The sequence below is a fragment of the Flavobacterium rhamnosiphilum genome (genome assembly GCF_004349195.1).
Taxonomy (GTDB): Bacteria; Bacteroidota; Bacteroidia; order Flavobacteriales; family Flavobacteriaceae; genus Flavobacterium; species Flavobacterium rhamnosiphilum.
Window position 1 is genome coordinate 12692 of record NZ_SMLG01000011.1, and the last position, 17077, is coordinate 29768.

Consider the following 17077-nt stretch of genomic DNA (forward strand, 5'->3'; position numbering starts at 1 on the left):
TTTGTTAAACAAATATAGTATTTTATTAAAGTATAACAAGTTTTTCAAATTTTTCAGTTTTCGTACTTGTTATGCTTGATTTGACGGTTAGCTTGTAAACATAAACGCCTTTTCCTATTTTATCTCCAAAATCATCTTTGCCATCCCAAGTGATTTCTTTTGATAAAAATCCTTCAGTTGTGATAATTTGATTTTTCGTCCAGACCACTTTTCCCGTTATTGTCATTACTTGAACCTGAACATCCAGTGGTTCAAATGGTCTGTTGTGTGTAAACCAAAATTCAGTATAATTAACGAACGGATTAGGATAATTTAACACATGTGTCAATGTTATCGTTTCATCACCTACAACAATAAACTGAATCTCGGCGGTTATGGGGTTGTTGTATACATCCCACGCTTTGAATGTTATAGTGTGTAATCCAGGAGCTAAATTGCGCAACGGAAATCGAAGTGTTCCACTTGTAAAATCATCTAACGTTGTTTGATAATAATCATTTAGAACAAAGGGATTGCTTACATCTCCATCAAGAATAGCAACAATATCATGACCTATTCCGCTTGCCGTATTTATTCCATTTTCATCTTCAAGCAGTGCAACAAAAAATGGGGATTCATTGGTTGTTCCGCCGGAAACAAAAGTCTCGTCATTCATATATAACTTAACTCTTGGACTAATATTGTCTGCGATTGCATTTTCATTTATTCCTCCTATTTTTATATTGGAATCATACCCGGTTTCGTTCTGTAATAATTGATTTTTTTTGGCATAAAAACTAATTCTTCCGTTGGCTAATGGGACTCTGATGTCTCTTGGGACAACAAAACTAAATTCAAATTGACCATTAGTGACTGATGCATTTCCTCGGAATATTGTCTCTCCTAAAACATTGAAATTGATAGCCGAACTGTTTCCGTCATTATTATAAGTTGTTCTTGAAATTGTTTTGTCAAAAATAGTAGTGGAAACCTCTCCGTTATAGTTTGTTAGCGGATTGTTGTTTTCATCAGTAACTTCTCCCGTCAGTTTCATTTTTGCCAATGATTTGAAGTCGTCAATGGGTTGGGTAACGGGAATGTCATTTACTTTTGTCAATCTAATTTTTGGTTTTGGTATGGAAAGCATTAATGCGGGATCTCCGATATAAAAAACAACATTGGTGGCTGAATTTGGATTGTTGTTTTTTGAAATCCTCAGCGCCTCTGCAATTGAAGTATATTGATTCGAATTGTAGGATAATAAATGTTGCGTTAAAGTGTCGTTGAAGTTTTCTGCACTGAATTGTCCAATTGATCGAATGGTAGTAATCATTGCAATTGCTCCGCCTTTTGGGTTCCAATACGTATATTCTCCGGCGGTTGGCCTTAAAGGGTTATCAAAACGGGAAAATTCACAAGTGATGGTTATAAATAAAGGATACTTGTATTGATTGCTTAAGTTTTGTCCATCTGATTTTTCCCAAATGCGTTCACTTGATAAACCATCTTCACCACCATGTCCTAAATAATTAAATACCAAAGCTCCTTTTTCGAAAGCATTGAAAAAATCCGTTCGGGCTTTTGGATATCTGGAACCTCCTGCCGATGCTTCTTGGACATAAGAATCTAAAAAGATTTTATTTACATTTAGAAATGGTTTCTCGGTAGCAATTGTGTTTGCAAGGGTATTTTGTCTGTTTTGTAAGCTGGCATCGGATGCTATATCTGAATCATCAGAAACCAATACGAAGTTGTTTCTCCAACTTCCGTAGGACTTCAGGTCATGATATTCGATTACTTTATTTACCATTTCGTCAGCCTGTTTGGGATCATTGACCAACATTCTGCCTACCGCAATATCGATTCCTCCAAAATAAGAAATGACATTTCCCTCTGTAATATCCATTAATCCAAAAAAATCATCAGAGGCAAAGGATGATTCGCCCGTTGTACGGCTGTTTAGGGCGTGGTAAATAGGTACGACATTAGTGTTGTTTGAAATTCTATTTTTAAAATCATAAGAGGCATCACCAAAAAGATTGACAAATTTTATTCTTTTCTCCGGTGCAGAAGCATTTTCATAGATGTATTTAATGCAATTTCGTATCGCTGCAACATCTTGTTTTCCAGAAGAAAATTCTTGATAGATGGATTCCAAAGGAATTACTTTTACATTTAAATTGGAATAGGTACGATGTAAAGTGGCTAATTTTTCAGCTTGTGTGGCTAAAAAAGTTGGTGTGATAATCACGTAATCGATGTCTTGAAATTGACCTTGTCCGTTTTTGAACAATGTTCCTTTTAGGTTTTGATTCGCGACTCTTGATTTGGTATCTTTTAAAGGAGTGTAATAATCCGAGGCATTCAAAGCAATATATTTTCTGAGTTCTCCTAAGTTTGCTTTAAAATTTAATGTGCTCTGATTTGAGTTCTCGATTTTGGTTGCATTGTAAATATCAGTAATATCCCAAATTTGGGGAATATCTGTTGTGTTTGAAATGTTGTAATTCACAATTCCAAAATTTGAGTTGGATTGGTCGTATTGAAAATGAAATTGTTTTCCATAGCCTTGCAGTTTTCGCTTGGTGATAAGCCTGATATTGTCAAGAAAACCTTTGGAACCCGGAACACCATTGTTGTTGTATTTCAGTTTTATTTTTATGTTTTCAGCACCGCTGAAACTGGTGTTATTTGGTAAAACCCCTAAATAAAACTCCGTTCCGGAATTATTGTTTAAAGCAGGAAAAGAAATGGTTCCAACTGCAGTTCCGTTCGCAGTCACATTCAAAGAAGTTGGAGTAAATGCAGCGGAAGCGGCGGTTAGCAATAGTTTTACAGGAGTTGAAGAATCAAAATTTGGGAAATTAAAATCGAATTCCTGTTCGTCTTTGACTTCGAATGATTCGCCAAGCCATTGACGACCCAATCGCGCTATATTAATGAGGTCTGCTTCGTGGTATTGATGGTCATCAAAAGAAGTTACTGTTAAAGTGCTGCTTCCGGAAGGTTGAGCCATGGGAGTAATTCTCTTTCCATCGGCACCTTGAATAGTAATGTAGTAATAGGATTTTGTATCATACAAATTGGTAAAGGTCAGACTTTCGGGATTCCAAGTGTCAACTCCTTCGGCATAAAAAAGAATGTAGTCCTCATTATTGAAAATGCCGTCAGCTTCGCCGTTGATTTGAATTGCATTTTCAATCAAGTCATTTGGATAGAAAAAACTGTTTGATAGCGGAAGCATTCGTCCGCCATTGCCGTATATTTTTATTTTTCTGGGATCTATAGTGCTTACATCTAATCCTAATTGTTGTAAAAAACTTTTAGAGATTTTATATACGCCGGATTTTTCAATATAAAATGGGTGCCAATTACCCGTTGCTAAAACAGAATTAACGATACTATTTGTACTTTTATTTCTATTAGATTGGGATATTCTGGCGGTATTATTTTCTACTTCGTAGGAAAAGGATTTGATTCGTTTAAATCCGAAATCGTCCTTAATTATGGGCGACAGATTAATAAAAGCTTCTCTGATGTCTCTTGAAATGTTTACTTTCAGGGATGCATTTGTTGTTTTAGGTATGTTCTCGGGAGCTAAATCACCCAATTGAGCAGTTGTGATTGCTTCGGAAATTACATTTGTGATTACGATTTTTCCTTCATCAAAAGAGACTGGTTCTTTTATTTTTAAAGTATAAAACAGTGTTTTTTGAGAAGCATCATAATGGAAATTATTTCCTGTAAATTGCGGAATAATAACTTTGTAAGCGCCATAGGACATTTCTTTTTTTTCTATCCATTCAATGGTTGTGTCGCCTTTAATTTGAGCAAAAGAAACAAAAGGAATTAGGCTTAAATAAACCAAAAGTATTTTTCTCATTGTTTTTTTAACGTGGTTAATAGGGAGTTATTATTTATCAGTAAAAATAAACCATTTCGTGTGATTGTAAATAATAAATATTATAAATTTGCGTTTTGATATATAATTTATTGTTAAAATTGCATCAGCTAAAATTATTAAAAAGTTTGATGTTGATTACGGGTTAATTATTATATTGCGGCACTTAAATTATTACCTACTAAAGAGTATGAAAGCAAACAAAATTATGGGCTTACGATTGTTGATATCAATCCTGTTGGTGATTGGTTTTTCCAGTTGCAGTAAAAAGTCCAGCTCCAAAAACACCTCAAGAGCAACCGGTTGGAATATGGACAGCAAAAAAGCAGGTTCAAGTAAAAAACAACAAGCAGGACCAGGTTTGGTTTTTGTTGAAGGTGGTACATTTACTATGGGAAAAGTAGCAGATGACGTTATGCATGATTGGAATAATACCCCGACACAACAACACGTTCAGTCTTTTTACATGGATGAAACTGAAGTTACTAACTCAATGTATTTAGATTACCTAGATTGGTTGAAAAGCGTTTATCCACCCACTGAAGAAAATTATAAAAACATATATGAGGGAGCCTCACCTGATACATTAGTTTGGAGAAATAGATTGGGTTACAATGAAACGATGACTAATAACTATTTAAGACATCCTTCTTATGCTGATTATCCTGTTGTTGGAGTAAATTGGATTCAAGCAGTTGAATTCAGTAATTGGAGAACACAACGTGTGAATGAAGCGCTTCTGGAAAAAAACGGGTATCTTAAAAAGAATGCAAAAACACTAGATGTAACTGCTGATAGTAACTTTGATACAGAAACCTATTTGAATTCACCAACTTTGGCTTACGGAGGAAATGAAGAGATTGTATTAAAAGGAAAAAAGGGAGGTAGAAAAACTCCTAAAGCAGGAAAAGACGGTAAAGTTATAGAACCGAAAAATGTTTATGCACAACGTTCTTCAGGAATTCTTCTTCCTGAATACAGACTTCCAACAGAAGCTGAATGGGAATATGCAGCAGCTGCTGATGTAGGTCAAAGAGAATACAACATCTACAAAGGTCAGAAAAAATACCCTTGGTCTGGTGGTTACACTCGCTCTGGGAAAAGACAAAGTAAAGGGGATCAGTTAGCTAATTTCAAACAAGGTAACGGAGATTACGGTGGAATTGCAGGTTGGTCTGATGACGGTGCAGATATTACAAATGAGGTTAAGAAATATCCTGCAAATGATTTTGGATTGTATGATATGGCTGGAAATGTTGCCGAATGGGTGCAAGATGTTTACAGACCTATAATTGATAACGAAGGAAATGATTTTAATTATTATAGAGGAAATCAATATACTAAAAATAAAATCGGAGCTGACGGTAAAGTTGAAATTGTTACTGCAGCCAATATGAAATTTGACACTTTAAGTAATGGTAAAATAATTGCCAGAAGATATCCGGGTCAGATTGCTCAAGTTCCAGTTGATGAAAAAGAAACGTATTTGAGACAAAATTTTGACAAAAGTGATAATGTCAATTACAGAGATGGTGATAAACAATCTACCAGATACTATAATTTTGGATCTTCAGAATCTGATACTGAAAAAGAAAAAGAGGAGAAAATCATGTATAATTCCCCTAAACACAATGTTACAACGGATAGTTTAGGTAAGATGGTTAGAAAATATGATAAATCAAGCAAGAGAACAACTTTTATAAATGATGAAGTTAGAGTTTATAAAGGTGGTTCTTGGAGAGATAGAGCGTATTGGTTAGATCCAGCGCAAAGAAGATATTTTCCACAGGATATGGCTACAGATTACATTGGTTTTAGATGTGCTATGTCTCGAGTAGGTCCTAAAGCAGACAAGAAAAAATCAGCTAGAAATTAAATTTTTTTATAAAATAAAAATAAAAGCCCTTTGATTAGGGCTTTTATTTTTTTAAATCGTTTCAAATGGATATTAATTACATTCATAGTTTATTTTTAAAATGCAAATCGGTTTCGATAGACACACGCAAGATTGAGCTAAACTCCTTATTTGTTGCCATAAAAGGGGAGCGTTTTGATGCGAATACATTTGCGAAGGAAGCATTAGATAAAGGTGCTTCTTATGTGATAATTGATGATGAATCTTATTTTATTGATGAAAGAACCATCTTAGTTGATGACAGTTTAATCGCATTGCAGAACCTGGCTAAATTTCATCGGGAGTATTTAAAACTACCCATAATAGCGCTTACGGGAAGTAATGGAAAAACAACTACCAAAGAACTAATTCATGTTGTTCTTTCTAAGAAATTCAATGCCAAAGCAACAGTTGGAAACCTGAATAATCACATTGGTGTGCCATTGACATTGCTTTCGTTTACTTCAGAAACAGAAATAGGAATAGTTGAGATGGGTGCGAATCACAAAAAAGAAATTGAATTTCTATGTGAATTGGCAAAGCCGGATTATGGCTATATCACTAATTTTGGTAAAGCTCATTTAGAAGGTTTTGGTGGTGTTGAAGGAGTTATTGAGGGAAAAAGTGAAATGTATCACTACCTTTCGGTAAATGATAAACTTGCTTTCATAAATTTGGAAGACCCAATTCAAGTTGAGAAATCAAAGTCGTTAAAAGCATATTCTTTTGGCGTAAATAAAACAAATGCGGATGTAAATATTACATCTGTTAAAGCAAATCCATTTGTGGCAATAAGTTATTCTAATCTAACCATTTCAACCCATTTAATAGGGTTGTACAATGCCAATAACATCAATGCAGCTCTAACTATTGGGAAGTATTTTGAAATCGATGATGCGGCAATAAAAGAGGCTTTAGAGAGCTATGTGCCTGAAAATAACAGATCGCAGTTATTGACAAAAGGAACAAACCAAATTATTCTGGACGCCTATAATGCAAATCCGAGCAGTATGACGGTTGCTATTGAGAATTTTCTGCAGTTAGAGGGTTCAAATAAGGTTATGATTTTGGGAGATATGTTTGAGTTGGGACAGGAAAGTCAGCAAGAACATAAAGCAATAATTACAATGCTTTCGAATGAAGATAAAGTGAAGTGTTATTTTATTGGTTCAGCATTTTATGCCAATAAAATAGAGAAAAGTAACTTTTGGTTCTACAATACATTTGAAGAGTTTTCTAATGATTTACCAATGACTAAATTCAATAATAATACTATTTTGATAAAAGGATCCAGAGGAATGGCATTGGAGCGGACTTTAGATTTCCTTTCTTAAATACAAGTTATTTTTTAAATAGAAATGCCATCGTAATTATTTATGATGGCATTTTTAGTTTTATTAAATGCTCATTAGAAATCCAATCAGGTTTTCTTTTTTGTTGAGTCCTAGTTTTTTTCTCAAGCGGTAACGTGCTAATTCGACTCCTCCGTTTGAGATATTCATGATTTCGGCAATCTCTTTCGTTGACATATTCATTAATAAATAGGTCGACAAATCCAATTCTCGTGGGGATATTGTGGGGTATTTTTCTTTTAATCTCTTGAGAAAATCAAAATGGACATTCTTAATGTGCTTTTCCAGATCTTTCCAGCTTTTGTCTGCATTTACTTCTTTAGTAATGCTTTTATTCAGCTTTGTAAATTGGAATTTGGTAGAATCGTCAAAGGATTCAACATTGATGTCTTTTAATTTGTAAATGATGCCATTTAGGATTTTATTTTTCTTAACTACTTGCAAAGAGTTGTTGACTAATTCTTTATCCTTTGCTAAAATCTTAATTTGAAGCTTGTCACTTTTTAATTTTTCAATCTCTTTTTCCAGTTCATATTGCTCATGCCTTATTTTAGATTCTTTCTCCAAATAAAGCCTTCGCTGTTCAACAGTTTCATAATATTTGTTTTTTCTTATTTTTATTTTTATCCTGTTGCGAATGAAAAATATGGATGTTACAAGAAAGAAAAGATAAAATAAGTACGCCAAAAAATGTCTGTACCATGGTGGAGAAACGGTAAAAGTAGCAATTGCTTCTTTCGATTGAATACCATGACTATTTCGTACTTTTAATTTCATTTTATAAGCACCTTCTCTTAAATTGGTGTATTCTTTAATTGAAATGGAAGACCAAGCGCTCCATCGGTCATCAAAACCTTCCAGTTGATAAGAGAATTCTACATTTTCAAGATTCTCATAGGTTGGAGACGAGAATGTAAATTTTACATGATTTGCTGTGTAAGGTATTTTTAGCTTCTCAATTTTATTTTGTCCATTTCCTAAAATTATGGTGTCTCCCGGATAAGAAAAACTTCGGATAAAAACGTTTGGTTTAGTTACGATGTTGTTTCGTAATTTGGAATCATAATGAGCCAGTCCGTCTGTTAGTCCTATAAATATGTTTTGTGGATTAATCGTATTGACCGAAAGATAATTGGTTACTAAATTACCTGTTAAGTTTGAAAATGGGGCAACAATGTTTGTATAACTGCCATTGCTGTTTTTTATCAATTCGCCTAATGATTCATTAAAAACATACCAGAGATTTCCATTGGCATCTTCGGTTAGTGTGTTGATTTTGGGAATGTTTTTAAATACAGAACTCATTTTTTTGTCTTCATAAAATAAGTCTTGCTCTTTTGAGTATTTGTAAAAATGATTGTTTGTTTGAAAGTAAATACTGTTGTTTATTTTTTGAATGCTTCCAAACCCTTTTTCGGTAGCGGATAAGTTCTGGATGATTTTTATGGATTTGAATTTTTTCAAATCATCAGATAGCGCCATTTGATACAGGAATTCGTCTTTTTTCAGCCATAAATAATCGTTGTCTAGTTCAATAGATATTGAGGATTTATCAAAACCCGCAATTTGATTTTTGAATTTTAAACCATTAGCTGTTTTTTCGAATATTGCAAACCCATTGTAATTGGATCCTATAACGAAATTGGGATGGTTGGGAATTGTTTTGAATCCAAAATAGCCGTTTTTATCCAATACTTTTATGGCCCTGCCCCCTTTTATTATTAGTGCTCCTATGTTATTTGCACAAATCAATTCGTTGTTAATTACTTGGATGTTCCATGCTTGGGCAGTTGTGCCTTCAACAAGAGTAAAGGCATCTTCTTTAACTGTCCCGTTCCATGAATGATAAAATACACCTTGATTTGTGGCAACATATAAATTGCCGTCATGTATTACTGATGCATATACCGTACTAATGTCATAACTGAATCCAAAATAGGTAAATGGAGAGTTTTCGTTAACAAATGCGATTCCGTTGTCTAGACCAAGCCAAAGATTGTTTTTATTGTCAACAAAAGAGGTAAGTACAGTGTTATTTTGGAGTCCTTTTTTTCGGTTGATGTGTTGGGTTATTTTACCATTAAGATCTGAAATAATGATACCATTTAAAACAGAGTTTAGGACTATAAATTTGTCTTTAATGACAACACCTCCAAGAGAGCCGTTTTTTTTAATAAAAATATCGGCTTCGGTATTCCAAGGGGTTATTTTTTCATTGCTATATATAAAAAGCCCTTTTTCTAAAGTTGCTATAAGAAGTTTGTTGTCAGGCATTTTAAACATTGCCCAAACTTCGGTATTGTTTAATGCAGTTGTACCTTTTAAAGGGTACAGTTGTCCATTTTTGAATTCTAATAATCCGGCTGCGGTATCCTGAAAATAAAGCGTATTGTTTATTTGAAATGAAAATTGAAATCGTTTTGGGGCTTTGAGTATTTTAAGTTTATTGTTTTTAAATAGATATGCTCTAGCGAAAGATTGAAAAATTACTTCACCTTTAATAATATGAATCTTCCAGACAAAATCCAGCTCTTTGTTGTTTTTTGATTTAATTAATCGAGATAAGGAAGTGTATTTCAGCTTGCCTTTTGAATCGGCTTTGAAATAGCCTAATTCTTTATAACCCCCAACATATATTTTCCCGGATTCGTCAATCTTTACACAGCGTACGGAAGTAGAATTAGGCAGGGTATACTTTGTCCATGAGGAGCCGTCAAATTGATAAAGGCCATTGTTGTTGGCAAAGTATAGATTTCCATTTTTATCCTGATCAATACTCCAGTTTTGAGTTCCGCCTTTGTAATCGGTTCTTTTATAATTTCGGATGTCAGGGACTCCAATATTTTTTACCTGTCCAAACAGTATTGTTGATAACAAAAACAAAAAAAATAGAATATGGAATTTTGTAGTTCTCATAATTAAATTGTAAACCTAATGACTTGGGTGTTGTTTGAAAACGCCTTTTTCTGCTACAATACACGCTTTTAACGGCATATTGTTTTGGGTTAAATTCATATTAATAGCTAAAATAGCCGTTTTTAATATATGTAGTGTTAGTTTTTTAATTTAACTTTTTAATAACAATGTAAAATATAATGTAAAATATTGTTTATGAGTATTTTAAGTATTTTTTGATGTGTTTTTGTTAAGTATTAAAAAAGTGTTTGATGTGTTTTTGTAATAAAAAATTAAAATGAATATAGAAAAAATAGTCCTAATATTGCTTCAAATTACTAATTAATTAACCAAAATTTTTAGAAATATGAAATTTACAAAACTATTCATTTTTTGTCTTTTATCTATTCTATTCTCAGTTTATGCACAGGCGCAAGATGTTACTGTAAACGGAAAAGTATATGACGAAAACGGGGTGCCCATCCCAGGAGTAAGCGTTTTAATCAAAGGAACTTCCAAAGCTGCGGCTACGGATTTTGATGGGAATTATCAAATTAAGGCCGATTCAAAAGGTACTTTAGAGTTTAGCTATTTAGGTTACATTACAGCCAAGGAACCTATTAACGGAAGAAATCGAATAGATGTTAAACTTAAACCTTCAACAGAAACCTTGCAAGAAGTTGTAGTTGTGGGTTACGGAACTCAAAAGAAAAGTGTTGTTACTGGTGCAATATCCAGTGTAAAAGCCAAAGATCTTGAGAAAGTACCAAATGGTCGTATCGAGCAAGCTTTACAGGGTAGAGTTTCAGGTGTTACAATTGCTGCCAGTTCTGGTCAACCGGGTGCTGCATCAACAATTCGTGTCAGAGGGGTAACTACTTTTGGCGATGGCGGTAATAATCCTCTTTGGGTTGTTGACGGTGTGGTTGTTGACGGTGGAGGAATTGGATTTCTTAATCAATCCGATATAGAATCAATTGAAGTGCTGAAAGATGCCGCTTCTGCTGCAATCTATGGAACTCGTGCGGCAACAGGAGTAATTTTGGTTACAACCAAAAAAGGAAAGTCAGGAAAAATTACTGTTAACTACAATGGTTTTTCAGGGATTTCATCACCAGAAAAGACTTTAAATTTACTGAATGCCACTCAATACGGTGCTTTGTTAAATGAAAAATCAGTTGCTGCCGGTGGACCCGTTATTTTTCCTAATGTATCTGCTTTAGGTGTTGGTACTGATTGGCAGAAAGCGATTTTTAATACCAGTGCTTTCCGTTATTCTCATGAGTTAAGTATCAGTGGAGGAAGTGATGTTTCAAATTTTTATGCTTCTTTTGGAATTCAAGATCAAGAAGGAATCGTTTCCACAGAAATTTCAAACTATACTAAAAAGAATTTTCGTTTAAACTCTACGCATAAATTATCTAAAGTATTTACTTTCGGACAAACTTTAGGTTTTTCGAGACAAAAAACAATTGGTATTGGAAATACAAACAGTGAGTTTGGTGGGCCATTAAGTTCAGCGATCAACTTGGATCCAACGACTCCTTTGATAGAAACAGATCCTGTAAAAGCGAATGCTGCACCTTACAGTACAAATCCTGTAATTCGTGATGCAAATGGAAATCCTTATGGAATCTCTAGCCTAGTTGGTCAAGAGATGTCTAATCCTTTGGCTTATGCTAAAACAAGATTAGGCAGTTATGGTACTTCAGATGATATTGTTGGTAACGCATATATAGAAGCGGCTATAACAAATCATATTAAAGTGAGATCGACTCTTGGAGCAAAATTATCTACATGGGGAGGTCAGGGATTTACGCCTGTTTTTTATTTAAGTGCCACTTCAAATGTGCTTAAAAATAGTTACAGTAAAAGTGAAAACAAAAGTTTTGCATGGAATATTGAAAATATTGTAACCTATGCGAATCAATTTGGAAACCATAACGTAACGGTGTTATTAGGTCAAGGATCTTATGTTGATAATATTGGTGGAGGTCTTGGAGCTACAATGTTTGGATTACCGATAACTAATTATCAAGACGCCTCTTTCAACTTTGATATACCGCAATCTGATAGAAGCAGTTATACATTCGATTTGACAGAACATAAATTGACATCTTTGTTTTCACGTGTCAATTACGATTATAAGGAAAAATATTTGTTTACTGGAATTATTCGTCGTGATGGTTCAAGCCGTTTCGGAGCCAATAATAAATTTGGAGTATTTCCATCGTTTAATTTAGGATGGGTTTTGACCAAAGAAGATTTTTGGAAAGAAAGCAAAGTACTTAATACTTTTAAAATTAGAGGTGGATATGGAGTTGTTGGAAATGATGCCATACCAGATTTTAGGTATCTTTCTTTAGTTGCAGGAGGTTATAACTATTCTTTTGGTAATTCAGGAGCAATTACTACTGGTTATGCTAACCTTACACTTGATAATCCGGATTTGAGATGGGAGGAAACTTCTCAGGCAAATGTTGGTTTTGAATCGAAATTTTTTAATGACATAAACCTTACTGTAGACTTATACAAGAAATCAACCAAAGGGATTTTACGTCCTATAAATATACCAGGCTATGTTGGTGTTACTTCAAGCCCAATTGGGAATGTAGCTGATATGGACAATAAAGGGATTGAGGTTGAATTAGGGTACAAAAAGACTTTTGGAGACTTTAATTTCTCAGTTAATGGTAACGTTGCTTATTTGGAAAATAAAGTTACTTATGTGGCAGCTGATTCTAATTATTTAGTTGGTGATGCTTCTTTTCAATCTATGGGTGCAGTTACAAGAACGCAAGTAGGACAATCATACAATTCATTTTACGGATTTAGAACAGCAGGTATTTTTCAAAATCAAGCGGAAATAGATGCTTATACTAATTCATCAGGAGGTTTAATTCAGCCAAGTGCACGTCCTGGAGACTTCCGTTGGGTTGATACAGACGGTAATGGCTCAATTGGAGATGATGACAAACAATTTTTAGGAAGTAATATTCCAAAATACACTTTTGGACTGACGTTGAATTTAGATTATAAAAACTTCGATTTTATGGCATTTGCTCAAGGTGCGGCAGGGAATAAAATTTTCCAAGGATTACGTAGGTTAGATGTTGGAAATGCCAACTATCAAACTATTGCTTTAAACCGTTGGACAGGAGAAGGGACATCTAATGATTATCCTAGACTTACGAATAATGATGGCAATGGTAATTTTAGTAAAATGTCAGATTTTTATTTAGAAAAAGGAGGTTATCTAAGGCTGAAATTAGTTCAATTAGGATATTCATTGCCTAGTAGTGTAATAAGTAAAATTGGAGCCAATAAAGTACGCTTTTATTTAACTGCCGAGAATTTATTGACTATAACTAAATATACTGGTTACGATCCTGAAATTGGTGGAGGTGTGTTTGGAATAGACAAAGGGATTTATCCACAAGCAAGAACATTTATGTTTGGAGTCAATTTACAATTTTAATAAAATTAAGAATTATGAAAACGATAAAATTTAAATATTTATTTATTGCAGCAGCAGTGGTTTCATTTGGTTCCTGTTCTGAGGAATTTGTAGATGTAACACCTAAGGGTTCCTTTCTTTCCGAGAATTATTATGCTAACGAAGGACAAGCAACAGCCGCTCTGGTAGGAGTGTATGATCCAATTAGAAAAAATTCAGGTGGATTTGACAACATAATTGCTATGATGAATTCCGGCTCAGATGATTTTTATGCTGGCGGTGGCGGAGCAACTGATGGAGAAGGTATCCATGCTTTTTCTACGCATACGCTAACGGCAACAAATGTGCAGGGTAGTTTTTGGAACGATCACTATCAAGGGATTTTTAGAGCAAATACTTTGTTGATGAAATTACCTGGTGTTGCCATGTCGGATGATGTAAAATCCAGATTTACAGGTGAGTCAAAAGCGTTGAGAGCTATATATTATTTTAATTTGGTTAGATTGTTCAAGAATGTCCCATTATTATTGGATCCTTTGACTGCTACCAATATGTATGAAGTTGAGCAAGCAACTCCAGAAGCAGTATATGCTCAAATAGAAAAAGATTTGATTGAAGCTATAGCCGTTTTGCCGGCAACCGTTCTTGCCGATACAGAATCTGGACGTCTTACAAAAGGGGCTGCTCAAGCTGTGCTTGGGAAAGTATATTTACAAGAAGGTAAAAAAACCGAAGCCGCAGCTATTCTAGCCTTGGTAAATGGTACACCAGGTGGAACAAATCAATATGGCAATAAATTGTTGGCCAATTTTAATGATTTATGGGTAGTTTCCAATAAGTTTAACACGGAGTCTCTTATTGAAGTTTCTCATACCAGTGCCGGTAATTCTGATTGGGATTTTTGGGGAAGCGGAAGAGACGAAGGAAATTCATTGAATGTTATGGTAGGTCCTAGAAGTTACTCAAGACCATCAGGTTCTACAGCACCAGATTTACCATCGGGATGGAGTTTTAATGTAATCACGCAAGATTTATATGATGCCATAAAATTAGATCCTAGATTTGGGGCTACTGTATTTGATCTTAAAGCCTTGAAGGCAGCTGGTCAAGCAGATTATATTGGAGGATATCAAGATACAGGATATTTTTTAAATAAATTTCTTCCTAGAAAAACGGATGTGAGAACTGGAGGTGGAGCGGCTGAATTAAATTACAAGCAAAATTCTTATGTCATCAGATTAGCGGATACTTATTTGATGGAAGCCGAAGCATTAGGGACAGGAACAAGAGCTCAAGCTTTACTTGATGCTGTTAGGTCAAGAGTTGGTTTGCCTTCTATTCCGGTTACACTTGCAGCCATTAAAAATGAAAGAAGAATGGAACTTGCAGGGGAAGGACATAGATTTTTCGATCTAGTTCGATGGGGTGATGCAGCCACTAAATTAGCAAACAGAGGTTTTGTAGCTGGTAAAGATGAAATTTTCCCTATACCAATAAGAGAGCTTCAAGGAACCAAATTGAAGCAAAACCCTGGCTATAATTAATAAAAAGATAAAATTATGAAAAAGATAAATATGAGGTTTTTAGATAAAATCGCAATAATAGTAGTTTCATTAATTATATTTTCAGGTTGTCAAACGGAAGATATAGGTGATGGTAATGGTCTAAGTACAGAAGGGTTAAATTCTGGATTTACAATAACTCCAGGTTCAAATGCTAATACTTTTAATTTAGCCTCTAGCCCGAATTCAACGGATTTTGTGTTTCATTTTTGGAATTTTGATGACGGAGCTGGTTCAGTTGCGGGAACTGCAGATAAATCTTTATTTCTGCCAGATGTAGGTGTTTATAATATTACACATAATGTTTATGGTAAAGGCGGTAGTGCGGCGACCCCAACAACTCAAATTATTACTGTTACCACTCCGGATCCTGTTTCAGGAAATTTAGTTGAAGGGGGTAAATTGGATACAAATTCCGATATAAGTAAATGGACGGTTTTAAATATTAGTGCGTCTGGAACTTCTTGGGCTTTTGCAAATGGAAAAGCAACAGTTACAGGAGGTGGTTGGAATCAGCAAGGGTTTTATCAAGCTATCAGTGTAGTTTCTGGCAGAACATATAAAGTTGATATGGTGGCTTCTTCTACAAGTGGTGTGTCAAATACATGGTTTGAAGTTTTTGTATCTCCAACAATTCCAATTCAAAACAACGATTATTCTGCCGGAGGCAAAATACGTTCAATAAATACTTGGGCAGGTTGTGGCGGATCGGCATTTTCTGGAAAAATTTCAAGTGTTGGATGTGGAGGAACAGATAATGTTGGGACCTATAAGGCAACTGCTACCGGAACAGTTTATTTGGTTATTAAATGTGGAGGTGAGAATCTTAAGGATGGAATCTCTGTAGATAATATTGAGTTAAGAGGAATATAAAATAAGCCTAATTTAAGCTTCTATAATTTTATAGAAGCTTAAATTTTTAATCCTTACAAAGTAAACAAGAATGAAAATTTTCATAGATTTTACGGCTTTGGTTGGGATTTTTTTATTGCTTTCTTGCAGTAGTATTGATCGCAGTAATGGGGACGGGGAAGTGATAAAACCTTCAAATCTTTCGGTTTCAGCAACAGTAGCTGGTGCAACGGCACAAAATCCAAACGGAGATGGCAGCGGGACAGTTAATTTTAACATCAGTGCAACTAATGCCACTTCCTATAAAATTTTACTTGGTAATGGAGAAACTGAAGGGTTAACAAATGGAAGTTTTACTTATACCTATGCAACAGCGGGTACTAATACCTATGTTATATATGTGTCAGCATATAATTCAGGACAATTTGTTTCTTCCACTATTTCAGTAACGGTTTTCGTAGGTACTGCTTTAGTTTGGTCAGATGAGTTTAATGTCAATGGAGCACCCGATAGTTCAAAATGGGGTTATGATTTAGGTGCTGGTGGCTGGGGAAATAACGAATCTCAATATTACACGAACAGACCGGAAAATGTAATTGTTCAAGATGGTTTGTTGAAAATTAAAACGCTAAAGGAAAGTTTTAGCGGAAGCAATTATACTTCGGCCAGAATTCTTACAAAAGATAAATTTTCTTTCAAATACGGAAGAGTGGAAATTAGAGCAAAACTGGCTTTGGGAGCTGGAACATGGTCTGCTTTATGGATGTTAGGGAGCAATATAAATACTGCCAGTTGGCCTGCTTGTGGAGAAGTTGATATTATGGAACATGTTGGCAACAGCCAAAACAGGGTTCATGGATCCTTGCATTCTCCGGGACGTTCAGGAAACACACCAGATACAAGTACGGTTATGGTTCCTAATGCTTCAACAGAGTTCCATGTTTATTCTATAGATTGGTCAGCAACATCAATCAAGTTTTACGTTGATAATCAATTGTTTTATACGTTTGCAAATTCGGCTAGTCTTCCTTTTAATCAGAATTTTTTCTTAATCATAAATTGTGCAATGGGAGGGAATTTTGGAGGAGCAATAGATCCTAATTTTTCGGCTTCCACTTTTGAGGTAGATTATATTAGGGTTTATAATTAATTATGTTTTTGTTAGGTTTGGTTAGGTCTTCGTTG

8 protein-coding genes are annotated in these 17077 nt (G+C 34.6%); 6 read left to right on the plus strand and 2 right to left on the minus strand.

All coding sequences use genetic code 11. The features are described 5' to 3' along the window. Nucleotides 1-25: 25 nt before the first annotated feature. On the minus strand, nucleotides 26-3862 hold the full coding sequence (gene porU, locus E0I26_RS13225; RefSeq protein ID WP_131916942.1) for a type IX secretion system sortase PorU: 3837 nt from the start codon (nucleotides 3860-3862) through the stop codon (nucleotides 26-28). Nucleotides 3863-4070: 208 nt separating this feature from the next. Between porU and gldJ the strand changes: the two genes are divergently transcribed. Both gldJ and E0I26_RS13235 read left to right on the plus strand, forming a co-directional pair. After that, on the plus strand, nucleotides 4071-5756 hold the full coding sequence (gldJ, locus tag E0I26_RS13230) for a gliding motility lipoprotein GldJ (protein WP_131916943.1): 1686 nt from the start codon (nucleotides 4071-4073) through the stop codon (nucleotides 5754-5756). 65 nt (nucleotides 5757-5821) lie between these two features. Further along, the gene (locus E0I26_RS13235; protein WP_131916944.1) at nucleotides 5822-7108 is read left to right on the plus strand and encodes a UDP-N-acetylmuramoyl-tripeptide--D-alanyl-D-alanine ligase; all 1287 of its coding nucleotides are present in this window, start codon (nucleotides 5822-5824) and stop codon (nucleotides 7106-7108) included. 63 nt (nucleotides 7109-7171) lie between these two features. On the opposite strand, the gene E0I26_RS13240 is transcribed toward E0I26_RS13235, so the two are convergent. After that, nucleotides 7172-10042: a triple tyrosine motif-containing protein gene (locus tag E0I26_RS13240; protein ID WP_131916945.1), complete on the minus strand. Its 2871-nt coding sequence runs from the start codon at nucleotides 10040-10042 to the stop codon at nucleotides 7172-7174. Between the two features lie 346 nt (nucleotides 10043-10388). Here E0I26_RS13240 and E0I26_RS13245 point away from each other — a divergent pair, with 346 nt between their 5' ends. The 4 genes from E0I26_RS13245 to E0I26_RS13260 all read left to right on the plus strand — a co-directional run bounded on the left by E0I26_RS13245 (nucleotide 10389) and on the right by E0I26_RS13260 (nucleotide 17042). Further along, entirely contained in the window at nucleotides 10389-13499 is a 3111-nt protein-coding gene (locus tag E0I26_RS13245; protein ID WP_131916946.1) for a SusC/RagA family TonB-linked outer membrane protein, read from the plus strand. A 14-nt stretch (nucleotides 13500-13513) separates the two neighbouring features. Beyond that, a complete protein-coding gene (locus tag E0I26_RS13250; protein ID WP_131916947.1) occupies nucleotides 13514-15022 on the plus strand; it encodes a RagB/SusD family nutrient uptake outer membrane protein in 1509 nt (502 codons plus the stop codon). Nucleotides 15023-15037: 15 nt separating this feature from the next. After that, the gene (locus E0I26_RS13255; protein WP_131916948.1) at nucleotides 15038-15913 is read left to right on the plus strand and encodes a hypothetical protein; all 876 of its coding nucleotides are present in this window, start codon (nucleotides 15038-15040) and stop codon (nucleotides 15911-15913) included. A gap of 70 nt (nucleotides 15914-15983) precedes the next feature. Beyond that, nucleotides 15984-17042, plus strand: a complete 1059-nt coding sequence (locus tag E0I26_RS13260; RefSeq protein ID WP_131916949.1) for a family 16 glycosylhydrolase — start codon at nucleotides 15984-15986, stop codon at nucleotides 17040-17042. The last annotated feature ends 35 nt before the right edge of the window (nucleotides 17043-17077 follow it).